The organism is Paractinoplanes globisporus DSM 43857, from assembly GCF_000379645.1.
Classification (GTDB): Bacteria; Actinomycetota; Actinomycetes; order Mycobacteriales; family Micromonosporaceae; genus Actinoplanes; species Actinoplanes globisporus.
The window spans coordinates 88,744-114,517 of record NZ_KB903294.1; the positions used below are offsets into that span (position 1 = coordinate 88,744).

21 protein-coding genes are annotated in these 25,774 nt (G+C 71.9%); 15 read left to right on the top strand and 6 right to left on the bottom strand.

Translation table 11 applies throughout. The features are described from left to right. Window positions 1-82: 82 nt before the first annotated feature. The 5 genes from A3CQ_RS0100360 to A3CQ_RS56920 are packed head-to-tail and all read left to right on the top strand — an operon-like array spanning window position 83 to window position 8,021. Window positions 83-1,417 (top strand): aminomethyltransferase family protein, encoded by a 1,335-nt coding sequence (locus A3CQ_RS0100360; RefSeq protein ID WP_026205148.1) that lies wholly within the window; start codon window positions 83-85, stop codon window positions 1,415-1,417. A gap of 26 nt (window positions 1,418-1,443) precedes the next feature. Continuing rightward, a complete protein-coding gene (locus A3CQ_RS0100365; protein WP_020508916.1) occupies window positions 1,444-2,286 on the top strand; it encodes a methylenetetrahydrofolate reductase in 843 nt (280 codons plus the stop codon). A 1-nt stretch (window position 2,287) separates the two neighbouring features. Beyond that, window positions 2,288-3,193 carry a formyltetrahydrofolate deformylase gene (gene purU / locus A3CQ_RS0100370; RefSeq protein ID WP_020508917.1) on the top strand — a complete coding sequence of 302 codons (906 nt, stop codon included), beginning with the start codon at window positions 2,288-2,290 and terminating at the stop codon, window positions 3,191-3,193. Next, window positions 3,193-4,029, top strand: a complete 837-nt coding sequence (locus A3CQ_RS0100375; RefSeq protein WP_020508918.1) for a bifunctional 5,10-methylenetetrahydrofolate dehydrogenase/5,10-methenyltetrahydrofolate cyclohydrolase — start codon at window positions 3,193-3,195, stop codon at window positions 4,027-4,029. Before purU ends, A3CQ_RS0100375 begins: the two co-directional genes overlap by 1 nt. Before the next feature lie 14 nt (window positions 4,030-4,043). After that, complete coding sequence (locus A3CQ_RS56920) at window positions 4,044-8,021, top strand: nSTAND1 domain-containing NTPase (RefSeq protein ID WP_020508919.1); 3,978 nt, start codon at window positions 4,044-4,046, stop codon at window positions 8,019-8,021. Between the two features lie 6 nt (window positions 8,022-8,027). Here the strand turns inward: A3CQ_RS56920 and A3CQ_RS0100385 are convergent, their stop codons facing one another. Then, window positions 8,028-8,804, bottom strand: a complete 777-nt coding sequence (locus tag A3CQ_RS0100385) for an NPP1 family protein (protein WP_020508920.1) — start codon at window positions 8,802-8,804, stop codon at window positions 8,028-8,030. Window positions 8,805-9,062: 258 nt separating this feature from the next. Here A3CQ_RS0100385 and A3CQ_RS50890 point away from each other — a divergent pair, with 258 nt between their 5' ends. Continuing rightward, window positions 9,063-10,235, top strand: a complete 1,173-nt coding sequence (locus A3CQ_RS50890; RefSeq protein ID WP_020508921.1) for an LCP family protein — start codon at window positions 9,063-9,065, stop codon at window positions 10,233-10,235. On the opposite strand, the gene A3CQ_RS0100395 is transcribed toward A3CQ_RS50890, so the two are convergent. From A3CQ_RS0100395 to A3CQ_RS0100410, 4 genes are read right to left on the bottom strand one after another with little or no spacing between them, the layout of a single operon-like run. Next, on the bottom strand, window positions 10,207-11,448 hold the full coding sequence (locus tag A3CQ_RS0100395; protein WP_020508922.1) for a DUF1501 domain-containing protein: 1,242 nt from the start codon (window positions 11,446-11,448) through the stop codon (window positions 10,207-10,209). The genes A3CQ_RS50890 and A3CQ_RS0100395 overlap by 29 nt on opposite strands. A gap of 13 nt (window positions 11,449-11,461) precedes the next feature. After that, entirely contained in the window at window positions 11,462-12,691 is a 1,230-nt protein-coding gene (locus A3CQ_RS0100400) for a DUF1800 domain-containing protein (RefSeq protein ID WP_040431216.1), read from the bottom strand. 42 nt (window positions 12,692-12,733) lie between these two features. Beyond that, on the bottom strand, window positions 12,734-13,810 hold the full coding sequence (locus A3CQ_RS0100405; RefSeq protein WP_020508924.1) for a sensor histidine kinase: 1,077 nt from the start codon (window positions 13,808-13,810) through the stop codon (window positions 12,734-12,736). After that, complete coding sequence (locus A3CQ_RS0100410; protein ID WP_020508925.1) at window positions 13,807-14,466, bottom strand: response regulator transcription factor; 660 nt, start codon at window positions 14,464-14,466, stop codon at window positions 13,807-13,809. The genes A3CQ_RS0100405 and A3CQ_RS0100410 overlap by 4 nt, the downstream gene beginning before the upstream one ends. Before the next feature lie 113 nt (window positions 14,467-14,579). Between A3CQ_RS0100410 and A3CQ_RS0100415 the strand changes: the two genes are divergently transcribed. The 4 genes from A3CQ_RS0100415 (at window position 14,580) to A3CQ_RS0100430 (ending at window position 18,061) form a co-directional block, all read left to right on the top strand. After that, window positions 14,580-15,452 carry a S1 family peptidase gene (locus tag A3CQ_RS0100415; RefSeq protein ID WP_020508926.1) on the top strand — a complete coding sequence of 291 codons (873 nt, stop codon included), beginning with the start codon at window positions 14,580-14,582 and terminating at the stop codon, window positions 15,450-15,452. Next, the gene (locus A3CQ_RS63520; RefSeq protein WP_020508927.1) at window positions 15,442-16,074 is read left to right on the top strand and encodes a DUF3632 domain-containing protein; all 633 of its coding nucleotides are present in this window, start codon (window positions 15,442-15,444) and stop codon (window positions 16,072-16,074) included. The genes A3CQ_RS0100415 and A3CQ_RS63520 overlap by 11 nt, the downstream gene beginning before the upstream one ends. 659 nt (window positions 16,075-16,733) lie before the next feature. Beyond that, complete coding sequence (locus A3CQ_RS0100425; RefSeq protein WP_020508929.1) at window positions 16,734-17,078, top strand: PadR family transcriptional regulator; 345 nt, start codon at window positions 16,734-16,736, stop codon at window positions 17,076-17,078. Then, the gene (locus A3CQ_RS0100430) at window positions 17,078-18,061 is read left to right on the top strand and encodes a permease prefix domain 1-containing protein (RefSeq protein WP_020508930.1); all 984 of its coding nucleotides are present in this window, start codon (window positions 17,078-17,080) and stop codon (window positions 18,059-18,061) included. Before A3CQ_RS0100425 ends, A3CQ_RS0100430 begins: the two co-directional genes overlap by 1 nt. Here A3CQ_RS0100430 and A3CQ_RS0100435 read toward each other — a convergent pair. Further along, complete coding sequence (locus A3CQ_RS0100435) at window positions 18,058-19,203, bottom strand: acyl-CoA dehydrogenase family protein (protein ID WP_020508931.1); 1,146 nt, start codon at window positions 19,201-19,203, stop codon at window positions 18,058-18,060. The genes A3CQ_RS0100430 and A3CQ_RS0100435 overlap by 4 nt on opposite strands. A 77-nt stretch (window positions 19,204-19,280) precedes the next feature. On the opposite strand from A3CQ_RS0100435, the gene A3CQ_RS0100440 reads away from it, so the two are divergent. The 5 genes from A3CQ_RS0100440 to A3CQ_RS0100460 are packed head-to-tail and all read left to right on the top strand — an operon-like array spanning window position 19,281 to window position 25,753. Further along, window positions 19,281-20,978: an acyclic terpene utilization AtuA family protein gene (locus A3CQ_RS0100440; RefSeq protein ID WP_020508932.1), complete on the top strand. Its 1,698-nt coding sequence runs from the start codon at window positions 19,281-19,283 to the stop codon at window positions 20,976-20,978. After that, on the top strand, window positions 20,975-22,570 hold the full coding sequence (locus A3CQ_RS0100445; RefSeq protein WP_020508933.1) for an acyl-CoA carboxylase subunit beta: 1,596 nt from the start codon (window positions 20,975-20,977) through the stop codon (window positions 22,568-22,570). Before A3CQ_RS0100440 ends, A3CQ_RS0100445 begins: the two co-directional genes overlap by 4 nt. Before the next feature lie 7 nt (window positions 22,571-22,577). Further along, a complete protein-coding gene (locus A3CQ_RS0100450) occupies window positions 22,578-24,539 on the top strand; it encodes an ATP-binding protein (protein WP_020508934.1) in 1,962 nt (653 codons plus the stop codon). Further along, on the top strand, window positions 24,532-25,134 hold the full coding sequence (locus A3CQ_RS0100455) for a TetR/AcrR family transcriptional regulator (protein ID WP_020508935.1): 603 nt from the start codon (window positions 24,532-24,534) through the stop codon (window positions 25,132-25,134). The genes A3CQ_RS0100450 and A3CQ_RS0100455 overlap by 8 nt, the downstream gene beginning before the upstream one ends. 37 nt (window positions 25,135-25,171) lie before the next feature. Continuing rightward, on the top strand, window positions 25,172-25,753 hold the full coding sequence (locus tag A3CQ_RS0100460; RefSeq protein WP_020508936.1) for a hypothetical protein: 582 nt from the start codon (window positions 25,172-25,174) through the stop codon (window positions 25,751-25,753). Window positions 25,754-25,774 lie beyond the last annotated feature (21 nt).

Genomic DNA, 25,774 nt, shown 5'->3' on the forward strand with positions numbered 1-25,774 from the left:
CGGTGAAACATGCCTGTAGCTTTCGTCACTAGCTCGATTTAGTGCTAGCTCGATTAAGTGGCATCCTAGCAGGGGAGGAACCATGCCCGGACCGAGTCTTCAGGACGGCATCGACAAGGCCGGATCACCAGTACGGATGCTCTGGAAGCCGGGCGCCGCGCCGTGGACGCCGGAGGTCGTCGACCGGGAGTACGCCGGCTGGCGCGAGGAGCAGACGGCCTGGCACGAAGGCGTCGCGATCTCCGACCTCTCCCATCACATGTACGACACGGTGATCGAGGGGCCGGACGCGACCCGCCTGCTCGCCGCGGTCAGCGCCAACAACTACGAGAAGTTCGCGATCGGCCAGGCCAAGCAGATCGTGCCGGTCAACCGGGACGGGTTCATCGTCACCGACGGCATACTGCTGCGCCGCGCCGAGCAGGAGTACACGCTCAGCGGCGTCCCCGCCTCCCAGCACTGGGTGCGGTGGCACGGTGAGCAGGGCGGCTACGACGTCTCGTTCTCGACCGATCCCTCCTCGGCCTTCCGCCCGGACAAGAAAGACCCCGTCCTCTTCCGCTACCAGATCCAGGGGCCCAGGGCCCAGGAACTGGTCGAGAGCGTCTTCGGCGGGCCGCTCAGCCCGACCAAGTTCTTCCACACCACGCCGGTGACGCTCGGAAACGCCCGCTTCCGGGCATTGCGGCACGGCATGGCCGGCCAGCCCGGGTACGAGTTCATCGGCGACTGGGCCGACGGGGCGTACGTCAAAGGGGTCTTGCTCGAAAAAGGCCAGGAACTCGGGCTCGTGCACGTCGGGGCGCTGGCCTACACGACCGCCTCGGTGGAGAGCGGCTGGATCCCGTCGCCCACGCCCGCCATCTACACCCACCCCGAGCTGGAGGAATACCGGCGCTGGCTGCCGTTCTTCGGCATCGAGGGGCAGCGGCCGCTGCACGGCAGCTTCTACTCCGACGACATCGAGGACTACTACGTCACGCCGTACGAGCTCGGTTACGGCCGCCTGATCAACCTCGACCATGACTTCATCGGCCGCGACGCCCTGGCCAAGGCCAAGGAGAACGTACGGTTCGCCAAGGTCACCCTGGTCTTCGACAACGACGACGTACGCGCGACGATCGCGGCCGACAACAGGTTCGTGCTCAGCTACGCCCGCAACCGCATCGAGAACGCGAACGGCCTGGTCGGGACCACCTACCACACCGCCTCGCTCGCTCCCTACGACGCGGTCATCGCTCTGTCGCTGGTCGACGTCGAGCACGCCGCCCCCGGCACCCGGGTCGAGGTCGTCTGGGGCGACCACCCGGGCCCGGACGCCCCGGCCGACGCCGGCCTCGGCCTGCCCCGGATCCGCGCCACCGTCCAGCCGGCGCCGTACAACGAGCACGCGCGGACCCAGTACCGGCGCGACTGAGTCACCGGCGGAATCGGAGGCGAGCCTTGACCGAAGCGCTGAAGAAGCCGGACCTGCTGAGCGACTTCTCCCTCGAGATGACCGGCAAGGACACGGCGGAACTCACCGGCCCGATCCCGGCCGGTACCAGGATCAACGTGACCTTCCTCGGCAACGAGGACCTGCCGATGCGGGTGGCGGCCGCTCGAGCCGTCAAGCGCCTGGGATGCGTACCCGTGCCGCATGTGTCGGCCCGCCGGCTGACCTCCCGGACGGAGCTGGCCGATTTCCTGTCGGCCCTGCGGGCCGAGGGCGCCGCCGGGGAGATCTTCGTGGTCGGCGGCGATCCGCGCGAGCCACACGGGCCGTACGCGGACGCGCTGTCGGTGATCGATTCGGGCGTCCTCGAGGCGCACGGCGTCGGCAAGGTCAGCATCGCCGGCTATCCCGAGGGTCATCCCGACATTCCGGACGAAGTACTCTGGGAGGCACTAATCGGGAAGAGCGCGGCGATTGCCCGGCGGGGACTACGGGGAGAGATCATCACCCAGTTCGGCTTCGACGTCGACCCGGTCCTCGACTGGATCGAGGAGCTCCGGGAGCGCGGCGTCGATCTCCCCGTGCGCGTCGGCGTGCCCGGCCCGGCCGGCGTGCGGCGGCTGCTGCGCTTCGCGGCCCGGTTCGGCGTCGGCACCAGCGCGTCGATCGCCCGCAAGTACGGCCTTTCCCTCACCAACCTGATGGGCACGGCCGGGCCCGACCGCTTCCTGCGTACCCTCGCGACCGATTACCACCCCGCCCGGCACGGCGAGGTGAAGCTGCACTTCTACACCTTCGGCGGCCTGCGGGCCACCGCGGACTGGATCACGACCTTCAGGAAGGAGGGCTGACGTGACGATCACCCAGGCGGCTCCCCTGCGCGCCCCGTCGCCCACACCAACCCGCAACCAGGCCTCGCTGATCGTGCACGGCCGCGACCGCACCGGCATCGTGGCCGCCGTCGGCGCCGTGCTGAGCAAGCACCACGCCAACATCGTGTCGCTCGACCAATACAGCGACAACCCGCACGGCGGGGCCTTTTTCCAGCGTACGGTGTTCAGCCTCGACAACCTCAAGGTCGCGCTCCCGCAGATCGACGCCGACCTGACGTCCCAGCTCGCGGACGGTTTCGACCTCGAGTTCACGCTGCGCGACCTGTCCGTGCCGAAGCGGGTCGCGATCTTCGCGTCGAAGGCCGAGCACTGCCTGCTCGACCTGTTGTGGCGGCACCGCCGGGGCGAGCTGCCGATCACCGTCGCCATGGTGGTCTCCAACCACCCGGACACCGCCGACGAGGTCCGCTCGTTCGGCATCCCTTTCTTCCACGTGCCGTCGTCGGGCCCGGACAAGTCGGCGGCCGAGGCCGAGCACCTGCGGCTGCTGCGCGGCAACGTCGACTTCGTGGTGCTCGCCCGCTATATGCAGATCCTCTCCGGCGACTTCATCGGCAAGCTCGGCGTCCCGATCATCAACATCCACCACTCGTTCCTGCCCGCCTTCATCGGCGCCGGCCCGTACGCGAAGGCCAAGGAGCGCGGCGTCAAGCTGGTCGGCGCGACCGCGCACTACGTGACCGAGGACCTCGACGAGGGGCCGATCATCGAGCAGGACGTGGTGCGGGTCAGCCACGCGCACACCGTCGCCGACCTGCAGCGCCGCGGGGCGGACGTGGAGCGCGACGTGCTGTCGCGGGCCGTGCTGTGGCACAGCGAGGACCGGATCATCCGGCACGAGAACCACACGATCGTGTTCGCGTGATGACCGTGACCATCGACGGCAAGGCCGTCGCCCAGCGGGTACGCGCCCAGGTCGCCGCCGAGGTGGCGGCCCTCGACCCGAAACCCGGGCTGGCCACCGTGCTGGTCGGCGACGACCCGGCCAGCGCGGTCTATGTGGCGAGCAAGCGCCGGGCCGTCCGCGAGGCCGGCATGAGCGACCACCACCGATCGCTTCCGGCCACCGCGACCCAGGCCGAGGTGGCCGCGGTCCTCGAGGAGCTGGCCGCCGACCCGGCCGTCCACGGCATCCTGCTGCAGCTCCCGCTGCCCGCGCACCTCGACCCGGACGCGCTGATCGATCGCATCCCGGCCGCCAAGGACGTCGACGGCCTCACCACCCGCAGCGCCGGCCTGCTGGCCCGCGGCGAGCCCGGCCTGCGCCCGTGCACCCCGAGCGGCGTCATCGAGCTGCTCGAGTCGCAGGGGGTGAAGACGCGCGGGTCGCGGGCCGTGGTGGTGGGCCGCTCCGCGCTGGTCGGGCACCCGATGGCCGAGCTGCTGCTGCAGCACGACGCCACGGTCACGGTCGCCCACAAGCACACCGCCGACCTGGCCGCGGTGACCCGGGAGGCGGACATCCTGGTCGTGGCGGCCGGGGTGCACGGCCTGATCGGGGCCGAGCACGTCAAGCCGGGCGCGACGGTCATCGACGTAGGCATCCATCGCACCGCCGACGGCCTGCAAGGGGACGTACGGCGGGCCGAGCTGGACGGGGTCGCCGCGCGCGTCACCCCGGTGCCGGGCGGGGTCGGGCCGATGACGATCGCGATGCTGATGGTCAACACCCTGCGGGCCGCCACAATGGACGGTCCATGACACCATGAGCGTCGATGAGCGCGACGCCCTCCCCCGCCGAGCGGGCACGGTCCGGCATCCGGTCCTGGGTCCGCGCGACGGGCACCGGTATGCGCCGCGCCACCCCGTACGCGATCCTCGCCTTCCTCTCCGCATCGGCGGTCGCCCCGATCGCCGGCGCGGCGCTGGGCGCCCCGGCCGACTACGCGGCCGCCCTCAACCAGCTCGGCGGGATGGGCAGCAACTTCCTCGCCGACGCGCTGGCCACCACCGCCGCCCGCCTCGAGACCGGCGACCGGGACTGGCGTGACGAGATCGCCGGCGAGCTGCTCGCCCGGCTCGAGACCGGCGACACCGGCCTGCGCGACGAGCTGACCGCGCTGCTGCACGCGATCGGCGCGGTCGAGACGGCCCTGCTGGCGGCCGACGAGCAGAGCCGGCAGCAGATCGCGACCGCGTTCGAGAGCCTCCAGGTGCTCGCCGCCGACACCCGGCGGGTGCTCGACGAGATCCGGCTCGGCCTCAACCGCCAGGTCGAGGAGCAACGCCGGGACACGACCCGGGTGCTCGGCGCCCTCGCCGCCACCACCTCGCTGATCCGGTCCCTGCAACCGGCGCCGGCGCCCGCCGCGGAGCCCGGCCCGCCAACCCGAGGCATCCCGCCGTACCCCGGCCTGGCGAGCTTCGACATCGGCGACGCGCCCTTCTTCCACGGCCGCGAGCGACTCGTCCGGACCCTGCTCGGCCGCCTCGACGAGCACCTGCTCGGCGGGCCGCCGCTGGTCGTCGTGGGCGCGTCCGGCGCCGGCAAGTCGTCGCTGCTCAGGGCGGGCCTGCTGCCCCTGGTCGCGGCCGACGGACTCGGCGACGGCAGCGGCGCCTGGCCCTGGGTCCTCATCACGCCGGGCGCGACGCCGCTGGCCACGTTGCGCGCGGCGCTGGTACACGGCGGACGACAGGTCATCCTCGTCGACCAGTTCGAGGAACTGTTCACGCAGTGCCCCGACCCGGCCGAGCGAGCGTCCTTCGTGGACGCGCTCGCCGCGGTGCCGGACGCGCTGCTCATCGTCGCGGTCCGCGCCGACTTCTATCCGCAGTGCACGGAGCTCCCCGGGATGGCCGCTCTGCTCGGCACCGGCCAGGTGGTCGTCGGGCCGCTCGACGAGGACGAACTGCGCCGGGCGATCGCCGCGCCGGCAGGCGACGCCGGCCTGACCGTCGAGCCCGGGCTGGTCGAGGTGCTGCTGCGCGACTACGAGCCGGGCGCCCTGCCACTGCTCGCCCACGCGCTGCGCGCCACCTGGGAGCGCCGCGAGGGCGACACCCTCACGGTGACCGGCTACCGGGCGACCGGCGGCATCCGCCGGGCCGTCGCCGCCAGCGCCGAGCGGGTGTACGCCACCCTGGACGAACCCGGCCGGCAAGCGCTGCGCGCCGAGCTGCTCAGTCTGGTCACGGTGGTCGACGGGCTCGCCGTGCGCCGCCGGGCCGCGTTCGCCGACGTGAACATGGCCGTGCTGCGCCCGCTGATCGCCGAGCGCCTGGTGACGGCGGGCGAGGACACCGTCCAGATCAGCCACGAGGCGCTGCTCGACGGCTGGCCCCGCCTGGCGGGCTGGCTGGCCGACGCCCGCGAGGAGATCCTGCTCCGCCAGCGCCTGGCCCAGGCGGCGCGGGAATGGCAGGCGGCCGGCGAGGATCCGGACGCTCTCTATCGCGGCGCCCGCCTGGCCGCCGTCCGCGAGTACGCCACGGACCTGCCGGAGACCCCGCGCCGCTTCCTGGCCGCCTCGGCCGCGGCGGCCGAGCAGCGCGAGCGGACCGAGCGGCGCACCACCCGGCGGCTGCGACGCCTGGTGGCCGGGCTCGGCGTCGCGCTGCTGCTCGCGGTCGGCGGCGGGCTGGTCGCGGTCGAGCGGGGCCGCGAGGCCCGGGCCAACGGCCTGCTCGCCGCCTCCCGCCAGCACGCCGCCGAGGCCCGTACCGAGCACTGGTCCGACCCGCTGTCGTCGGTGGACAAGGCGCTGCGGTCGTGGGCGGAGTCACCCACGATCGAGGCCCGCAGCGCCCTGCTCTACGCCCAGCAGACCCAGCTGCTCGGCCGTCTCGGCACCCGCACCGGCGCCGAGACGGTGGCGATGAGCGCCGACGGCCGCCGGGTGGCGGTCGGGTACCTGGACGGCGAGATCCAGCTGTGGGACGCCGCGACGCTGCGCCCGACCGGCCCGGCGCTGCGCCACGAGACCGGCAACAAGCTGCTGCATTGGCTGGCCTTCTCCCCCGACGGCCGGTCGCTGGCGTCGGGCTCGCTCGACCCCGAGGGCGTGGCGGTCTGGGACGTGGCGACCGGCAGGATGCGGTTCCGGCTCAAGGCGTACGGCGGGGTGGGCTGGCTGCCCGACTCGTCGGCGCTGCTGGCCGCGCGGTTCGACTCATCCACGCCGGTGCTCGGCGAGTGGTCGGCCGCGGACGGCCGTCGCCTGACCGAGCTGCCGGTGCCGGATCCGGCCGGGAGCGATGTCGTGGTCAGCGCCGACGGAAAGTACCTCGCCTCCTGCGGTCCGCTCGGCGGGTCGGTGCTGCGCCTGCCCGGCGGCGCGGTGCAGACCCGTCTCCCGGGCCGGTGCACGGCGGGCTTCGACGCCGCGGACACCGTCTACAGCACCGGGATCGACGACGACAGCCCGGTGCAGGCGCGGCCGGCCGGGACAGGGTGGAAGCCGGTGAACCTGACCGACCCGGCCGGCTCACTGCCCCGGCCCGCGCCCGGCCGTAAGAATCTCGCCGTGACGCCGGACGGGACCGTACTGATCGCAAGCTGGACAACCGGCGAGACGCTCCGGCTGACCGTAGGCGGCGCGCGGGTCGGCCTCGGCATGATGAACGGCGCGGCGAACGACCTCGCCCTCTCCGCCGACGGCCGGACGCTCGTCACGGCCGGTGCGCAGGACCCGCCCACGCTCATGCGGATCAACGGGTCGGCCCTCCCCCACTCTCAGGCGATCGGGCACCTCGCGGTCGACCCGGCCGGCGGCTGGCTCGCCACCGGGTCGAAGGACCCGGCGATCCGGGTGTGGGATCCGCGGACCGGCGCGCTGCACGCGACGATCCCGGTCGACGCCGACGACGGGCCGCTCGGCCTCGCCTACGGGCCGGACGGGTCGCTTGCCGCCGCTTTCGCGCAGGGCGGCCGGGTCCTGGTCTACGACCGGCAGCAGCGTCCGCGCGCGACGCTGCGCCTCCCGGCCGGGCTCTACCCCGGTAACCTCGCGTTCTCCCCCGACGGCACGCGTCTGGCGGTCGTCACCAACCCGCTCCGCTCGGTCACGGGGCCGAGAAAGGACGTGCTCGACGAGGACGACCCCGATGTGGTCGTGTGGGACACCCGGACGTACCGGCAGATCGCGGAGCTGAAGCTCCCCGGAGCGCTCGCGATGCAGCCGGCCTTCACCCCCGATGGGAAGTCTCTGCTGGTCACGTCCAACGGCAGGACGAACGCTCTGACCGCGAAGCAGGACGGCGCCATCTGGCGGTTCCGGGCGGCGGACCTGACGCTCGCCGACTCGCGCGAGCTGCCCGGCGTCCCGCTCGACGAGATCACGGTGAGTCCCGACTCCACGACGTTCGCGATCGCGGCGGACAACACCGCGCGACTGTTCAAGGTGGACGGTCTCCGGCCGCTGCGCGATGTCGGCGGGCAACCGTCGCCGGTCACCCGGGTGGTCTGGTCGCCGGACGGCTCGCTGCTGGCGACCGCGACCGACACCACCGACGGCCTGATCCTGCTCTCGGATCCCGCGACCGGCGCCGAGGTGGCCGAGGTGCGCGGGAACAGCAACAACTGGGGTCAGATCCGCTTCACCACGGACGGGAAGACGCTGATCGCGGGGCTCAACGACTGGACGGTCGGCATCTGGCGGCTCGACCCGGCCGAGGCGGTGCGCTCGCTCTGCGCGCTGGTCGTGCCGGCCGATCGGGCCGGCGGCACATCGCCGCCGGCCCTCTGCGAGTGAGAGTTCCTACGCGTACGGGTCGAAGGGGATCCCGGCCGGCTTGGAGGCGTTGAGCAGGTACTCGAACGAGCCGTCCTTGATCTTGATGGTGGCCGAGCCGAAGTCAGCCGCCATCAGCTTGTCGCGCAGCTCGATGGTGGGCCAGCCGTTCCAGTCGACAAGCGGCGGGTAGCGCCAGTTGTGGTAGTGGTTCTCCGGCGGCTCGTCGTTGGCGTTGGCGAGCCGGAAGAAGTGCGTCGACGCGCCGTCCTTGTGGTAGACGACCTTCGGGTGGCTGCCGTCGAAGCGGACCGCCGAGCGGGCGTAGGTCACCTGCGAGCTGTGCTGCGTGGTGGTCACGTAGTCGACCTGGTTGGACGACTGGTTGACCCAGGAGATGACGTGCTCCCAGTCGTGCCGGTGGCCGCCGAGGCCGCTGCCCGCGACGGCCTGGTCCTTCTCGAAGTAGCTGGCGTACACGATCGCGCACCAGCCGTTGTTGCACTTCGAGCGGGCGTAGGTCTGCGAGTTGTCGAGGTCCGACTGGTCGCGGCAGCTGCCGTTTACCGCGCCGCTGGTCTTGAGGCCGCCGTTGAGCGTCCCGTCGGGGCCGATGGCGGGCACGGCGTAGCAGCCGTCGGTGTCGTAGTCGTAGGCCGGGGAGAAGGATTGCTCGTAGCCGCCGGCGTTCTGCGGGAGGTTGTGCGGCGGGTCGGCGAAGGCGGGTGTGGCGGGGACCACAATGAGGACCGCGGCGACGGCGGAGGCGAGGACGATCCGGGCGGTGGGACGGGTTCGGCGCATACGTCGGTGACCCTTACGTGAGTTTCGCCGGGTTGGGGATACCTACCGGATAGTCACTTATCGAATCGAGCCGAGTCAATAAGGTCCCGTTCCGGAACCAAAAGATCACAAGCGGTCACAACCGGGGCGTTACGTCCCAACGGCCGATTGACTATCGCAACGTGAAGATATATCTGTTTCTCTGCGATGTGCGTGCCCGGCGCGGGCAGCCCCAGTCTTGGGGCGGTGAACAACGCTCGTGTCTGGAGGAGACGACGCATGCCGGGTCAGACCGCCCGCCCCAACGGCAAGGTCCCCGCCCTCAAAGGCAAGAAGCAGAAGGCGCCTTTCTGGGCTAAAGCGGTCACCACGTTCGGTGCGGTTCTCGCGTTGTTCAGCCTGACCGGCATCGTCGGCGTGAAGTACTTCATGGGCCAGCTCACCGACAACATCCAGACGACCTCGAGCGTGCTGGACGGCGAGAGCGGCGGCGGCAGTGCCGCGTCGACCGGCGGCAAGCTGCCCGACGGCGCGATGAACTTCCTGATGCTCGGCCTCGACACCCGGCAGGGCTGGGAGCAGAAGGGCCAGACCTCCCGCTCCGACACGATGATCATCCTGCACATCTCGAAGGCGCACGACCAGGCGTACATGATCTCGATCCCGCGCGATGCCGAGGTGGACATCCCGGCCGACAGCTCGCTGGGCACCAACGCGACCCGGGACAAGATCAATGGGGCGTACGCCCTGGGGTCGGAGAACAAGCGGGGCTGGACCGGCGGCGCGAAACTGGCCACCAAGACCGTGCACGAGATCACCGGGATCGACTTCGACGGGGTCGTGGTCATCGACTTCGACGGCTTCAAGGGCATCCTCGAGGCCATGGGCGGCGTCTACATGTGCGTCGACAAGGATTCCTGGTCAAGCCACTACATCATCGTCGACGGCAAGGTGAAGTACGCCGAGGGTGCCAACCCGGAGAACCCGCCGCGCAACGCGCTGTGGTTCAAGAAGGGCTGCCGCAACATGGCCCCGTGGGAGGCGCTCGAGTTCTCCCGCATCCGGCACTCGGCCAACGGCGACTACGACCGGCAGCGCCACCAGCAGCAGCTGCTGCGGGCCATGGCCAAGAAGGCGAGCAGCGCCGGCACGCTGACCAATCCGGCCAAGGTCTCGGCCATCCTCAAGGCCGCCGGCAGCTCGCTCAAGATGGACACCCACGGCGTCGGCGTCCAGGACTTCATCTTCGGCCTGAAGAGCATCGCCGCCGCCGACCTGATCCCGGTCAAGACCAACGGCGGCACGTTCGCGCCGACCTCGGACGGCAAGGCCGAGACCCTCAACGGGGACACCCTGGACCTGTTCAAGGCCACGGCCGACGACAACCTCCGCGAGTTCCTCGTCCGGCACCCGCAGATGCTGATCAGCGACGGGTCAGCGGGGACGAAGTGAGCCCTCCCGTCCAGCCGTTGAGGATCCGGGCGGGGTCGGCGCCGAGCACGTCGCCGAGCAGCGTGGCGTAGACGTCGCGGAAGTCGGTCGTGTACTTGAGGTCGCCCTGGTCGAGATCGGTGAGGCTGGGCGGGTCGCCGTACATGCCGCCCTTGACGCCCGCGCCGAGCAGGAACATGGATGAGGCGGTGCCGTGGTCGGTGCCGTCGGAGGCGTTCGCGGTGACCCGCCGGCCGAACTCGGAGTAGACGGCGACGACCACGTTGCGGCCGGCCTCGGTCCGCGACATCCGGCCCGCGAACGCGGCGAGAGGCTTGTCCAGTTTGGTCAGTTGCGACTCCTGGGCGGCCTTCTCGTCGGCGTGCAGGTCGAAGCCGCCGAGCGAGACCGAGTAGACCCGGGTGGCCGCGCCGGCCTCGACGCACCGGGCGACCAGCGCGAGCTGCTGTTCGAGCGGCTGGGTGGCGCCGCCGGTGGCGGTGGCGGCCGGCTCGTCGTCGGCGTCGGTGCCGCCGGCCGCGGCCACGTCGGCCATCAGGTCCTGGATGCGGGTCAGGTCGGCGAAGCAGGTGGCGGCACGCTGCCGGGCGGCCGGTTCGGCGGGATCCACCTTGCCCAGGGCGGTCAGCTGGGCGGTGGTGACGGTGGCCGGAAGCTTCACCTCGCCGCCGGGGACGGTCGCGCCCGCACTGTGTGCGCCGGCCAGCAGCGGCGGCAGCACCGGCTCGAACGAGACCGCGAGGCGCGGGTCGCCGCCGGACGCGTCGAGCCAGCGGCCGAGCCAACCGGTGGTCTCGGGGTGATCGGGTCGGCCGGTCTGCCAGATGTCCATCGAGCGGAAGTGGCTGCGGTCGGGCTTCGGATAGCCGACGCCGCGCACAACCGCGAGCCGCCCGTCCTGGTAGAGCTGGTGCAGGCCGGTCATGGCCGGGTTGAGCCCGAACGCGTCGTCCAGCCGCAACACGTGGCCCGCGTCGTAGGCGAGGGCCGGCCGTGCTTTCGTGTAGGCCGGATCCGCGTACGGGATGAGGGTGTTGAGTCCGTCGTTGCCGCCGTAGAGCGTGACCAGCACGAGGGTGCGGGCGGCGGGGTCGCGGTCGCCGGCGGTGGCGAAGATGTCGGTGAGGCCGTAGGCGGCGCCGCCCGCGGCGATCAGGCCGCCGGCCGCGACGCCGCTCGCGACGAGGAACCGGCGGCGGGTGATGGCGTCCATGGGTGCTGTCTCCTCACTGCACGGTGTATTCGGGGGTGGCCAGGCCGATTGCGAGCAGCCGCCGCGGATCCTTGGCCGCCGGCGTGAGAACCGCGGCCGTCCGGTCGGTCCAGCCATCGACGGCGAGCATCGCCGCGAGGGCCTCCAGCCTTTCTTGCGGTACGGAGGAAGCGAGGTGTTGCACGGCCGCGGGCGCGAGGGCGGTCAGCGCCTGGCCGGTGCGCAGCCGGGCCTGGGCCGCGGCGGTGGTCAGCCACGCCTCCCCGGCCGGCCAGCCGCCCACGCTCGGCGGGCGCAACGGCAGCTGGCCGAGCCCGCGCAGCCCGGCGAGCAGCTGCTTGCGACCCTTGGCCGGGTCGATGCCGAGCTGCCGCACCGCGCCGACGACCCACTCGATCGGCTGCTTCACCAGGTGACCGGCGGTCTGCGGGAAGGCCGGGTCGAGGGCCAGCGCGCGCAGCATGGCCGGGACGTCGTTGCCGGCCGCCGTCAGCGAGTCCGGCATCGGAGTGTCGCCGCCGTAGCGCAGCCAGACCCGCCCGGCCAGGAACGGCACGTGGGCCGCGTGCCGGGTCAGCAGGTCGGCGAAGCCGTCCACGTCGAGCGGGCCGGTGCGCCCGAGCAGGGTGACCGGGCCGGTGGCGTGCCGCCTCGGGTCGAGCCGGCTGGTCCCGGCGGCCCGGTCGACCTGCCAGCCGGTGAGCACGCGGGCCGCCGCCTTGACGTCGTCCTCGGTGTAGTGGCCGACACCGAGTGTGAACAGCTCCATCACCTCGCGGGCCAGGTTCTCGTTCGGCGCCTTGCGGGTGTTCTTCTGCCCGTCGAGCCAGATGATGAGCGCCGGGTCGCGCAGCATCGCCCGGACAAACGGGCCGGTCGGCCCCGGGCCGTACCGGCGGAAAGTCTTCTGCTGGTTGAGCATGAGGCCCGCCGAGCGCACCTTCTGGACGCTGGTGGCGAAGTGGCCGTGCCAGAAGAACGTCAGCTTCTCGGCGGCCGAGCCGCCGTGTATGACCATTTGCCCCAACCACCAGGCCAGACCATCTGACACCTGGTCCTGTACGGCCTGCCGGTCCTTACGGTCGGGCGTGGGGAACGACGGCGGGGTGACTGTCGGGGCCGGGGCGAGGATGCGGTCCACGGTGGCGGGCAGGCCGTCCCGCGCCGCCGCGTCGACCTCGGCCGCCGTCGGCCCGAACGTCAACCGCCGCAGAACATGCGCAACCACACGTCGGTCCGTCATGCCGGGACACGCTAGGCCCCTCGTGTAAGCGCGGGGTAAGGGTTACGTCAGGCTCGCGTCCGGGAAGGACACCTGCACCCGCAGGCCGTCGTGACCGGTGGAGTGGGCGGCGATCGTGCCGCCGTGGGCGCGGGTGATCGAGCGGGCGATCGACAGGCCCAGGCCGGCGCCGCCGCTGTGGTCGATGCGGACGCCGGACAGCCGGTGGAACGGCTCGAACAGGCCGGCGACCTCCTCGGGCGGCACGTCGTCGCCGGTGTTCACCACGGTCAGGGCCGGGCTGCCGCCGACCCGCACGTCGATCGTCCCGCCCTTGCGGTTGTACTTGATCGCGTTCTGCACGAGATTGGTGACCAGGCGCTCGAGCAGCACCTGCTCGCCGATCACCACCCGGGGGCTCAGCGTGCTGGTGACGGTGACCCCGGCCTCCTCGGCCCGCGGCAGGTGCGCCTCCAGCACGGCGCCGGTGACCTCGTCGAGGCGTACCGGCGCGCGGGAGACCAGGCCGCGGTCGCTCTCGCTGAGCACGAGCAGGCCCTCGATGAGCCGCTCATTGCGCTGGTTGGTCTCCAGCAGCTGCGCGGCCAGCAGCTCGATCTGGTCGGCGTTGAGGTCGCGGGCCATGCCGATCTCGATGAGCGCCCGCTGGGTCGCGAGCGGGGTGCGCAACTCGTGCGAGGCATCGGCGGCGAACCGGCGCTGTGCCTCGTAGCCGACCGCGATGCGGTCCATCATGTCGTCGATCGTGCGTCCCAGGTCGGCGAGCTCGCCGCGGCCGTCGCCGGGGCGCAGCCGGTGGCCGAGGTTCTGCGGGCCGACGTCGGCGATGACCGGGATCAGGTCGCGGATCGGCGCGAGGCACCAGCGGATCGCCGCCACGCAGATGGCCAGGATGGCCAGGAGCACGAGCGTGCGGCCGAAGAGCGGCACGACGCTGGGGTGGCGGTACACCTGGACGCAGAAATAGGAGGGGCTCAGGTCCCTCGGGGTGCACGGCGTCGGCACGAAATCCGACCACAGGTTGAGCACCTCGTCGGCGGCGCGCGGGACGAACAGGGTGGCCAGCAGCAGGAGGCCGCAGACCAGCAGCATCCGGCGGGCCGGGGAGCGGTTGGTCATGGGCCCAGCCGGTAACCGACGCGGGGCACGGTGTGGATCACCGGCGGGTCGCCGAGCTTGCGGCGCAACGTCATGATCGTCACCCGGACCGAGTTGGTGAACGGGTCGGCGTGCTCGTCCCACGCCTGCTCGAGCAGGTCCTCGGCGCTGACCACCTGGCCGCCGGCGCGCAGCAGCACCTCGAGGACGGCGAACTCCTTGGGCGAGAGCGAGAGCACCAGGCCGTCGCGGGCGGCCGTGTGCCGGGTGGTGTCGAGCGTGACGCCGTCGCGCTCCAGCACCGGCGGCAGGGCCGGGGCCGTACGCCGGGAAAGAGCCTGTAACCGGGCGACGAGCTCGGCGAACGCGAACGGCTTGGTCAGGTAGTCGTCGGCGCCCAGGCCGAGGCCCTCGACCCGGTCGCGGATGCCGGCGGCGGCGGTCAGCAGCAGCACCCGGGTGGTCGCGCCGGAGTCGACGATGCGGCGGCAGACCTCGTCGCCGGTGCGGCCGGGCATGTCGCGGTCGAGGACGGCCACGTCGTAGCGGTTCACGCCGAGCCGCTCGAGGGCGCTGTCGCCGTCGTAGACCACGTCGACGGCCATCGCCAGCTGCCGCAGGCCACCGGCGACCGTGTCGGCGAGCATCCGCTCGTCGTCGGCCAGCAACACCCGCACGCGTCGTCCTCCACTCCGTCCCCGGGATCGCCAGGCTCGCACGGCGCGGATAAAGGTTCCGTAAACGGGCCGCTGACGCTCGCCCGACGGCCGGACGCCCAGCATGAGTCGTCGTGTCCCGAAACTACCTCGTCATCGCGCTGGCGGTCGCCGCTATGGTGGCCGTGCCGGCGCGCCCGGCTCACGCGATCGCGCACGGCGACCGCGTCCCGGCCGGCAAGTACGCGTTCGCCACGAAGCTGACCATGACCGGCATCCCGACGGGCGATGGCGGGGACCGCGACAGCTGGTGCTCGGGGGCCCTCATCGCCCCACGCTGGGTCATCACGGCCGGACACTGCTTCCGGGACACGGACGGCAAGCGGGTGAGCCGGACGGTGGCCGAGCACACGACCGCGGTGACCGGGGGCGGGCACTCGGCCGACGTCGTCCGCGCGTACCAGGCGCCCGACCACGACGTAGCCCTGGCCGAGCTGGCCACACCGATCACCGCGGTCACGCCGATCCGGCTCGGGGACGCCCCGCCGAAGGCCGGCGACCTGCTGCGGCTGATCGGCTACGGCCTGACCGGCGACGACTCGGGCTCGTCCGCCCCGCGCACCGGGGTGTTCGTGGTGGCACAGGTGCGGGACACGCTGCTCGACGTCTCGGGCCGCAAGCCGCGAGCCGACACGAGCGCGTGCCGGTACGACTCCGGCGGGCCCTACTTCACCGAGTCCCGGACCGGGGTGCCGACCCTGGTGGCGGTCGTGAGCACCGGGCCGGAGTGCCCGCACCCGGGCCCCGACTTCGCGGCGCGCACCGACCAGCTCGGCGACTGGATCGCCGCCACGACGGGGCCGGGGTCGCGGTCGCGGTCGCACGCGATGACGCTGGGCCTGCTCATCCCGGCGGTGCTGCTGGTACCGGCCGTCGCGTGGGTGGTGCGTCGACGCGCGGCCGCCGCGCCACGATCGCTCGGGAAGAATCGACGACATGAACTATGAGGAGGCCCTCGCCTACTACCCGGCGGTGGTCGCGTCCCGGGATGTCGCGGCGTTCGTCGCCCCGGTCGCGGAGGCGGGGCCGGACAAGGCCGAGAGCATCCTGTGGGCGGCCTGGCAGACCGTGGTGGCGTCGGCCGACGAGCGGCTGGTTCCACTGGTCGCCGGGGTGCGGCGCCATCTGCCCGAGCTGCCGCTGTTCGGCGCCGCGATGCAGGCGGCGTGGGACGAGCCGCCCGCGGGCGAGGCGTGGACCCGGCTGAACGCGTTCGCGGCCCGGCTGACCCCGGACGTGGCCGACTTCCTCCGGCTCGGCCTGCTGACGATCGGCAGCGCGCTGGAGACATTCGCTGACCCGGCCGCGCAGGTGCCGGCCGCCGTCGAGTGGTTCCACCACGCCGGGCCACCTCTGCTCGCCGCCACCCTGCACGGCCGCACGTACGTCTCCCGCCTGGGCGAGCTGGCGGTCGCGGCGGGCGTGGCCGCGCCCGGTTTCAGCGTCCCCCGCTGGGTCTTCTGGCGCACCCGGATGGCCGCGCTGGCCGACCAGGGTTTCCGCCCGGCCCGCGACGGCGTGCGTTTCATGAAGCGCTACGACCGCCAGATCGCCGCCGCCCATCTCTAGCTGTTCATCACTGGTTCCGGCGGCGGTCGGGCGAATGCGGCAGAGACCGGGTTCGCGGACGCTGCGGCAGATCGAGCGGTCGGTACGGCAACCGGCCGTCCGGGACCTCGCCCGCACGCTGCCGGCGCTGGCCGCCCAGGGCCTCCCGGTGGTGCTGACCGGCGACTTCAACAGCCCGTCGCCGCTGGACTGGACCCCGGCCGTCGCGAAGGCCCGGCCCGAGGTGCGCTATCCGGTGCGCTGGCCGGCCGGGCCGTCGCGCACTCTCGACTCCCGCGTGGTGGGCGAGCACGACGTGACGCCGTACCCGACGGATCATCGCGGCGTGGTCACGACGCTGGAGGTCCGCCCGGCCGCGCCGCCCGCGCTGGTGGCACCGGCAAGCCGGCGCGTGACCAGCGGGTCGGTGGTCGCGGTCCGGTTCCATGGTCCCGTTCTTCCGGGCGTACGCGTGGAGCTCCGTGACCCCGGTGGGCGAACCCACCAAGGTCTCCACCGACCGGTCCTCCTACGCCGTGGGCGACCCGATCGGGGTGCGCTGGTCGAACGCGCCGGACGTCGTCCGCCTCCTGCCCCTTCACCGTCTCCAGAGCTGGGGAATCCCGGCACATTGCTGTATTGGGTTGTCATAGTGTGTGAGACACAGTATCGTGCTTGCTATGACATTGGATGCGACGCTATCGGGGCACCTGCAGGAGCTGCGGCGCGGCACGGTCGTCGTCGCCAGCCTCACGGTGCTGCGTGAGCCGGGGTATGGGTATTCGCTGCTCGAGACGCTGAGCGGGGCCGGTTTCGAGGTCGAGGCGAACACGCTCTATCCGCTGTTGCGCCGGCTCGAGGCGCAGGGGCTGCTGACCAGCGAGTGGAACACCGATGAGGCGCGGCCGCGCAAGTTCTACCGGACCACCGAGCAGGGTGACGCGATCGCGTCGTCGCTGCGCTCGGAGTGGACCCGCCTCGACAAGGCGATAAACGATCTCGATCCGACCACGGGGAGCATGTGATGACCAGTCTCGTCGACCGTTATGTGTACACCGCCCTGCGCCGCGTCCCGGAGGCGCAGCGGGCCGACATCGACCGGGAGCTGCGGGCCTCCATCGAGGACGCGGTGGACGCCCGCGTCGAGGCCGGGGAGGCGCGCGAGGCCGCGGTCGAGGCCACGCTGACCGAGCTCGGCGACCCCGACAAGCTTGCCGACAGCTACGCGAACCGCTCGGGCTACCTGATCGGCCCGGAGCTGTACACGTCGTGGCGGCGGCTGACCGTGATGCTGTTGTCGACGGTGCTGCCGGTGGTGGTGGCCGTGCTGGTCGTGGTCCAGGTGGTCGACGGCAAGAGCTTCGGGACCATCGTCGGTACGGCGGTGAGCACCACGCTGACCGTCGGGGTCCACATGGTGTTCTGGACGACGCTGATCTACGCGATCGTCGAGCGGACCGGCGCGGTCAAGGACAAGCTGCGGGTGAAGTGGTCGGTGAAGGACCTGCCCAAGTACGAGCCGGACCGGATGCCGATCGCACGGCTGGCCGGCGGGCTGGTCTGGCCGGCGCTGCTGATCGCGGCACTGATCCTGCAGCAGTTCACGCTCTCCGGCGTACCGGTGCTGGATCCGGCGAACTGGTCGTTCTGGTGGCCGTACTTCATCGTGGTGCTGGTGCTGCAGGGCGCCTACCAGGTGTGGCTGTGGCGGCTGGGCACGTGGAACCGCACGGTGACCGTGGTCAACGCGGTGCTGCAGCTGGCGTCGGCGGTCCCGCTGGTCTGGCTGCTGGCCACCGACCAGTTCTTCAACCCGGAGTTCCACAACTTCGCCGGCCTCGGCGCCGAGTCCGACGTGAAGCACTGGCTCTCACTGCTGATCATCGGCATCACGGTGGTCGGCACGGCGTACGACATCTTCGAAGTGGCCCGCCGGGGTGAGCGCGTCCGCAGGGGCGAGCCCATCAAGATCACGGGTACCGGCGGCAGCTACAACTACGGCGGCTAGGCCGGCAGGCCGTCGAGGCGGGCCAGCACCTGCAGCATGACCTCGTCGGCGCCGGCCCCGATCGAGGTGAGACGGACGTCCCGGAGCATCCGGGACGTCCACGTCTCTTCCAGGTACCCGGTGCCGCCGTGGAACTGCAGGCACCAATCGGCGACCTCGCGGATCAGCCGGCCCGCCTTGAGCTTGGCGACCGAGGCCATCCGGGTGATGTCCTCGCCGGCCATCAGCGCCTCGCAGGTCTGCAGATTGTGGCTGCGCAGCAGGTCGACCTCGGCCTGCAGCTCGGTCAGGCGGAACGCGACGTACTGCCGCTCGGCGAGCGGGCGGCCGAAGACGCTCCGGTCCTTCACGAACGACCTCGTGCGGTCCAGCGCGTACTGGCACTGGCCGGCCGTGGTGTACGCGGCGAACATGCGCTCGGTGACGAACTGGCGCATCTGCTGCTGGAAGCCGCGGCCGGCCGTGCCGATCGTGTTGGCGACCGGCACCCGCACCTCGTCGAGGACCAGCTCGGCCGTGTCGGAGCAGCGGTTGCCGAGCTTGTCGAAGGTGCGGGCCACCTCGAAGCCCGGAGAGTCGGTGGGCACGACGATCTGGGACATGCCGCGGTACCCGCCCTCGTCGGAGGTGCGGGCGAGCAGGCACAGCCAGTCGGCCTGGGCGCCGTTGGTGATGAACACCTTCCGCCCGGTGATCACCCAGTCGTCGCCGTCGCGCACCGCCCTCGTCCGCAGCCGGGACACGTCGGAGCCGGTGTCGGGCTCGGTGACGGCTATCGCGGTGACGGCGGTGCCGGCGATCGCGGGCCGCAGGAACCGCTCCTTCAGCTCGGGCGTGCCGAACTCGTGCAACGACGGGGTGCTCATCATGGCCTGCACGCCGATCGCCATGCCGACGCCGCCGGCGTGCATCCGTCCGTACTCCTCGGCGGCGACCAGCTGGAAGCTCGGGTCGGCGCCCTCCCCGCCGTACGCCTCGTCGTACTCGAGGCCGAGCAGGCCGAGGGCCGCGGCCTTGGGGAACAGGTCGTGCAGCGGCGCGCGCCCGGCCGCCTCCCAGGCGTCGACGTGCGGGTTCACCTCGGTGTCGACGAACCGGCGAACACTCTCCCGGAAGGCGCTGTGGTCCTCGTTGAGCCGCATTACCGCACGGTAGCTTTCCGGGCCGCCGAAAAACAAGCACGCTTGATTGTTTTTCCCGGCTGTGCGAGCCTCGGCGGGTGATCCGCATCGGCAACTTCTCCGGGTTCTACGGGGACCGGCTCTCCGCGATGCGGGAGATGCTGGAGGGCGGCGACCTCGACGTGCTCACCGGCGACTACCTCGCCGAGCTGACCATGCTGATCCTCGCCCGCGACCGCAAGGAAGATCCGGGCATCGGGTACGCGCTGACGTTCCTCTCGCAGCTGCGCGACTGCCTGCGGCTCGCCCTCGACCGCAAGGTGCGCATCGTGACCAACGCGGGCGGGGTGAACCCGGCGGCGCTGGTGGCCGCGATCCGGCAGGTCGCCGCCGATCAGGGCCTCTCCCCCACGGTCGCCCTGGTGCGCGGCGATTCGCTGGGGCCGGATTCGCATGCGTACCTGGGCGCCTTCGGGATCGCGCGGGCCATGTCCGCCGACATCGTGGTCACCGGGCGGGTCACGGACGCGTCGCTGGTCATCGGGCCGGCGATCGCCCGGTACGGCTGGGACCGCGAGGCTTTCGACCAGCTCGCCGGGGCGACCGTGGCCGGGCACGTCATCGAGTGCGGGACGCAGGCCACCGGCGGGAACTATCCGTTCTTCACCGAGATTCCGGACATGCTCCACCCGGGGTTCCCGATCGCGGAGGTCTTCGAGGACGGATCCAGCGTGATCACCAAACATCCGGGCACCGGGGGTGCGGTCACCGTGGGGACGGTGACGGCGCAGCTGGTCTACGAGGTGCAGGACGCGCGCTACGCCGGTCCGGACGTGACGACCCGGCTCGACACGATCTCGCTGCGGCCGGACGGTCCCGATCGGGTTTCCATTTCGGGCGTACGGGGTGAGCCGCCCCCGCCGGACGTGAAGGTCTCGCAGACCCGGGTCGGCGGGTATCGCAACGAGATGACGGTGGTGCTCACGGGGCTGGACATCGAGGCGAAGGCGGACCTGTTCCGCCACCAGTTCGAGGCCGCCCTCCGGGTCCGGCCGCAGGAGCTCGACTGGACGCTGGCCCGGGTCGACGTGCCGGACGCGGCTACCGAGCAGCAGGCGTCCGCGCTGCTCACGGTCGTCGCCCGGGACCCGTCGCGCCGCAACGCCGACCGCGCCTTCAGCAACGCGGCGGTGCAGGTGGCGCTCGGCTCGTACCCGGGATTCTTCGCGACGTCGCCGCCGGGATCGGCCCATCCGTACGGGGTGTTCACGGCGGGCTTCGTGCCGCAGGACGCGCCGGTCCACGAGGTCGTGCACGACGACGGCACGGTCGAGCCCGTGGAGCCGCCGCGGGTGTGCCGGGCGCTCGAGCCGGCTGCCGGCGAGCACAGGGCCGAAGAGCACGGGGCCGGCGAGCACGGGGCCGGCGAGCACGGGGCCGGCGAGGCGACCCGCCGGTTGCCGCTCGGAACGATCGCCGGGGCTCGCTCCGGGGACAAGGGCGGCGACGCGAACATCGGCGTCTGGGTGCGCGATGCCGGGGCGTACCCCTGGCTCGAGAATTTGATCTCGGAGGAGCGGGTGCGGGAGTTGCTCCCGGAGACGGCCGCGCTGCCCCTGCGCATCACCCGGCTGCCGAACATCCACGCGATCAACATCGTGGTGGAGGGCCTTCTGGGCGAGGGCGTCGCCTACCACGCGCGATTCGACCCGCAGGCCAAGGGCCTCGGGGAATGGCTGCGCTCCCGGCACGTCGACATCCCCGTTTCGCTGCTCTCGCCGGAGGAAGCGCCGTGACAGTTCTGCGATCCGCGCTCGACACCACGACGGCCGAGGCCGCCTCGGCGCGGGAGAGCATGCTGGCGGCGCTCGACGAGATCGGCGCCGAGACCGCGAAGGCCGTGGCCGGCGGCGGGGAGCAGGCCGTCGAGCGGCATCACACGCGCGGCAAGATGACCGCTCGGGAGCGGATCGAACTGCTCCTCGACCTCGACTCGCCGTTCCTGGAGCTGGCGGCGCTGGCGGGCTACGGCTCGCAGTTCGCCGTCGGCGGGAGCGTCGTGGCGGGGATCGGCGTGGTCAGCGGGGTGGAGTGCCTGCTGGTGGCGAACGACCCGACCGTGAAGGGCGGCGCCAGCAACCCGTGGTCGCTGCGCAAGACGCTGCGGATGCACGAGATCGCGTTGCGGAACCGGCTGCCGCTGATCGCGCTGGTCGAGTCGGGCGGGGCGGACCTGCCGACGCAGAAGGACGTGTTCATCCCGGGCGGCGCCGTGTTCCGGGACCTGACCCGGCTGTCGGCGGCGGGGATCCCGACGATCTCCCTGGTCTTCGGGAACTCGACGGCCGGCGGGGCCTACCTGCCGGGGATGAGCGACCACGTCGTGATGATCGAGAAGCGGTCGAAGGTGTTCCTCGCCGGACCGCCGCTGGTCAAGGCGGCCACCGGCGAGGAGTCGGACGACGAGTCGCTGGGCGGGGCCTCGATGCACGCCCGGGTGTCGGGACTGGCCGACTACTACGCGCTCGACGAGCAGGACGCGATCCGGATCGGGCGGCGGATCGTCGCGCGACTCAACTGGGACAAATCGGGCGACAAGCCGGGCGAAAGCAAAAGTCCTCGCTTCGACGCAGAGGATCTGCTGTCTATCGTGCCAAAAGATCTCAAATCCCCCTTCGACCCCCGGGAGATCATCGCGCGGATCGTCGACGACAGCGACTTCGACGAGGTCAAGCCGCTGTACGGGACCTCGCTGGTGACCGGCTGGGCGCGCCTGCACGGCTACCCGATCGGGATCCTCGCCAACGCCAACGGCGTGCTGTTCAGCGAGGAGGCGCAGAAGGCGGCCCAGTTCATCCAGCTCGCCAACCGGTCGCGCACGCCGCTGCTGTTCCTGCACAACACCACCGGCTACATGGTCGGCAAGGAGTACGAGCAGGGCGGCATCATCAAGCACGGCGCCATGATGATCAACGCGGTGTCCAACTCGGGAGTCCCGCACATCTCGGTGCTCATCGGGAACTCGTACGGCGCCGGGCACTACGGCATGTGCGGCCGGGCGTACGACCCCCGGTTCGTCTTCTCCTGGCCGAGCGCCCGGTCGGCGGTGATGGGCGCCCAGCAGCTCGCCGACGTCACCTACCTGGTGTCCAAGGCATCGGCGCTGTCCCGGGGCCGGCCGTTCGACGAGGACGGCGCGCAGGTCGTCCGGCACATGATCGAGCAGCAGATCACCGCGGAGTCGATGCCGCTGGTGCTGTCGGGCATGGTCTACGACGACGGGATCATCGACCCCCGCGACACCCGCGACGTGCTCTGCGTCGCCCTCTCCGCCATCCACTCGGCGCCGGTGCGCGGCGCCGAGTCGTACGGCGTCTTCCGAATGTGAGGAAGCGATGATTTCCAGCGTGCTCGTCGCCAACCGGGGCGAGATCGCCCGCCGGGTCTTCGCGACCTGCCGCCGCCGGGGCCTGGCCACCGTGGCGGTCTTCTCGGACGCCGACGCCGGCGCGCCGCACGTCCTCGAGGCCGACAGCGCGGTGCGGCTGCCGGGCGCATCCGCCGCCGACACCTACCTGCGCGGCGATCTGATCATCGAGGCCGCCCTCAAGGCGGGCGCCGACGCCGTGCACCCGGGCTACGGGTTCCTCTCGGAAAACGCGACATTCGCCCGGGCCGTACGCGACGCCGGCCTCGTCTGGATCGGCCCGGCGCCCGAGGCCATCGAGGTGATGGGCTCGAAGATCGAGTCGAAGCGCCGGATGGCCGTGGCCGGCGTGCCGGTGCTCGACCGGCTCGACGTGGCGACCATCGGCGAGGGCGACCTGCCGGTGCTGGTCAAGGCGTCGGCGGGCGGCGGCGGCCGGGGCATGCGGATCGTGCGCTCGCTAGGCGACCTGCCGGACGCGATCGCGTCGGCGGCACGCGAGGCCGCGTCGGCGTTCGGCGACCCGACGGTGTTCTGCGAGCGGTACGTCGAGGACGGGCACCACGTCGAAGTGCAGGTCATGGCCGACGAGCACGGAACGGTCTGGGCGCTGGGCGAACGCGAGTGCTCGCTGCAGCGCCGCCACCAGAAGGTGATCGAGGAGGCGCCGTCGCCGCTGGTCGAGCGGCTCGGCGGCGAGCTGCGGCGACGGCTGCTGGCGGCGGGCCGGGCCGCGGCGGCCGCGGTCGGCTACCGCGGGGCGGGGACGGTCGAGTTCCTGGCCGACGAGCGGGGCGACTTCTGGTTCCTGGAGATGAACACCCGCCTGCAGGTCGAGCACCCGGTGACCGAGTGCGTGACCGGGACCGACCTGGTCGGCCTCCAGCTCGACGTGGCCGCCGGCAAGCCGCTGACCGGGGCGGAGCCGGCGATGACCGGGCACGCGATCGAGGCGCGGCTGTACGCCGAGGACCCGGCCGCGGACTGGCGGCCCCAGACCGGCACGATCGTCGCGTTCGATATCCCGGAAGTTTCCGGACATTTCGGCGCGGCATCTACGGGCCTCCGACTCGATTCGGGAGTCGAGGCGGGAAGCGTCATCGGCACGCACTACGACGCCATGCTGGCCAAGCTCATCGCGTACGGGAAGGATCGGGAAACCGTGGCCCGGCACCTGGCCGCCACTTTGCGACGCTCGCGGATCCACGGGGTGACCACCAACCGTGACCTGCTCGCGGCGAGCTTGGTGCACCCGTCGTTTCTCGCCGGGACGGCGAGCACGAGCTTCTACACGCTCCATCCGCCGGCCTCGCTGGTGCGCGAGCATCCCCGGCCGCGGCTGGCGGCGCTCGTGGCCGCCCTGGCTGACGCGGCGCTCGAACGCGGGTCGCTGCTGCCCGGCCTGACCAGCGGCTTCCGGAACGTTCCCGTGGGCTACCGCCGCCGGGTCTTCGCGCACGACAACTCGGACATTCCGGTTTTGTACCGATTTATCCGAGGCGGCGGCATCGAGGCCGACGGAATGGACGTGGCCCTGATCGGCGCGACCCCGGACCGGGTGATTCTCGAGGTCGACGGCGTGCAAAGGCAGTGGACCGTGGGCCGGTACGGCGCCGACGACGACGTCCGGGTGGTCGTGGACGGCCCGGACGGCTCGCTGGAGCTGCGCCGGGTGCCCCGCTTCACCGACCCGTCGGCCCAGGTCACGCCCGGCGCGCTGGTGGCGCCGATGCCCGGCACGGTCGTGCGCGTGGCGGTGAAGCAAGGCGACGAGGTCACGGCCGGTCAGCCGCTGGTCTGGCTGGAGGCGATGAAGATGGAGCACGCCGTGCACGCCCCCGCCGCCGGCACCGTGACCAGCCTTCCGGTCACGGTCGGCCAGCAGGTCGCGCAGGGCACGCCCCTCGCGGTGGTGACGGCCGATGGCTGATCTCGCCCCGGCCAAGCAGGACCGCAGCCGCGCCACCCGCCAGCGCCTGCTCGAGACCACGATCCGCTGCCTCGCGCAGTACGGGTGGGAGGCCTCGACCGTCGGCTTCATCGCCGCCGAGGCCGGCATCAGCCGCGGAGCCATACAACATCATTTCCGTACGCGTGAAGCACTCATCCTCGGCGCGCTCGAGCACATGTTCGAGGAGCGGGCGGCGCTGCTCGACGCGCTGCCCGAGCCATCGGAGACCGGCGCCGCGCGGGTCCACGCCGTGGTCGCCGGGCTGGTCGAGACGATCGGCGGGGAGCTGTTCCGGGCCGCGCTGCAGGTCTGGACCGTCGCCGCCGCCGACCCGGCGCTACGGGTGGCCGTGGTCCCGCTCGAGAAGCGCTTCGCCCGGGGCGTCCACCGGCGCGCGGTGCGGCTGCTCGGCGCCGACGACGCCGACCCCGAGGTGCGGGCACTGATCCAGGCCACGCTCGACATGGCCCGCGGCCTCGCCCTGGCCGGCGTGCTGACCGACGACTCGCGACGCCGGTCCCGGGTGGTGCGGGCCTGGTCGGCCCAGCTGGCCGCCGCGCTGTCCGCGGCGTGATTGACAGCATCGACGCGTACGCATAGGTTCGGCCCCCATGCTGAGCCGGAACGCCTGGCCGGGCGTGGTCGCCACCCTTCTCCTGTTGCCCCTGGCCGGCTGCGGTGGGAGCGGCGGTGCCACCCCGGACGCGAGCTCCCTGCCGGCCGTCTCCCCGGCCAGCGAGCCGCCGGTCACCTCTCCCAGCGCCGAGTCCACGGGCTCGCCCTCCCCCGGCGGGAATCCACCGACGCCCGCGACGACCACCACGCCGAAACCCATCACGTCGCCCGAGGGCGTCGAGATGGTCAAGTCGGGCGGCATCGCCGGCATCAGCGAGACGATCGTCGTCAAGGCCGACGGCACGTGGTCGCGTGTCACCGGCAAGGGCAAGCCGTCCGCCTCCGGCAAGCTCACCGCCGCCCAGATGGACCAGCTCCAGAAGCTCATCGCCGACCCGCGCCTGGAGGCCGAGGCCGACCGGGGCACCTCCGGACCGGGCAACTGCGCGGACTCCTTCGAGTACACCCTGCACGTGCGCTATCGGCTGATCCACTACGAGGCATGCGGGCAAACAAACCCGCCCGAGGTGACCAAACAGATCATCGCCCTGCTGCAAACCGCCACAAAAGGGCAGTAGTGATCACGCCCACCGCGGGGG

Excerpts from the sequence above, each read along its gene's own strand:
- A3CQ_RS0100360 (WP_026205148.1), top strand. The coding sequence starts at position 83 with ATGCCCGGACCGAGTCTTCAGGACGGCATCGACAAGGCCGGATCACCA.
- A3CQ_RS0100375 (WP_020508918.1), top strand. The coding sequence starts at position 3,193 with ATGACCGTGACCATCGACGGCAAGGCCGTCGCCCAGCGGGTACGCGCC.
- A3CQ_RS56920 (WP_020508919.1), top strand. The coding sequence starts at position 4,044 with ATGAGCGCGACGCCCTCCCCCGCCGAGCGGGCACGGTCCGGCATCCGG.
- A3CQ_RS0100385 (WP_020508920.1), bottom strand. The coding sequence starts at position 8,804 with ATGCGCCGAACCCGTCCCACCGCCCGGATCGTCCTCGCCTCCGCCGTC.
- A3CQ_RS50890 (WP_020508921.1), top strand. The coding sequence starts at position 9,063 with ATGCCGGGTCAGACCGCCCGCCCCAACGGCAAGGTCCCCGCCCTCAAA.
- A3CQ_RS0100395 (WP_020508922.1), bottom strand. The coding sequence starts at position 11,448 with ATGGACGCCATCACCCGCCGCCGGTTCCTCGTCGCGAGCGGCGTCGCG.
- A3CQ_RS0100400 (WP_040431216.1), bottom strand. The coding sequence starts at position 12,691 with ATGACGGACCGACGTGTGGTTGCGCATGTTCTGCGGCGGTTGACGTTC.
- A3CQ_RS0100405 (WP_020508924.1), bottom strand. The coding sequence starts at position 13,810 with ATGACCAACCGCTCCCCGGCCCGCCGGATGCTGCTGGTCTGCGGCCTC.
- A3CQ_RS63520 (WP_020508927.1), top strand. The coding sequence starts at position 15,442 with ATGAACTATGAGGAGGCCCTCGCCTACTACCCGGCGGTGGTCGCGTCC.
- A3CQ_RS0100425 (WP_020508929.1), top strand. The coding sequence starts at position 16,734 with ATGACATTGGATGCGACGCTATCGGGGCACCTGCAGGAGCTGCGGCGC.
- A3CQ_RS0100430 (WP_020508930.1), top strand. The coding sequence starts at position 17,078 with ATGACCAGTCTCGTCGACCGTTATGTGTACACCGCCCTGCGCCGCGTC.
- A3CQ_RS0100435 (WP_020508931.1), bottom strand. The coding sequence starts at position 19,203 with ATGCGGCTCAACGAGGACCACAGCGCCTTCCGGGAGAGTGTTCGCCGG.
- A3CQ_RS0100450 (WP_020508934.1), top strand. The coding sequence starts at position 22,578 with ATGATTTCCAGCGTGCTCGTCGCCAACCGGGGCGAGATCGCCCGCCGG.
- A3CQ_RS0100455 (WP_020508935.1), top strand. The coding sequence starts at position 24,532 with ATGGCTGATCTCGCCCCGGCCAAGCAGGACCGCAGCCGCGCCACCCGC.
- A3CQ_RS0100460 (WP_020508936.1), top strand. The coding sequence starts at position 25,172 with ATGCTGAGCCGGAACGCCTGGCCGGGCGTGGTCGCCACCCTTCTCCTG.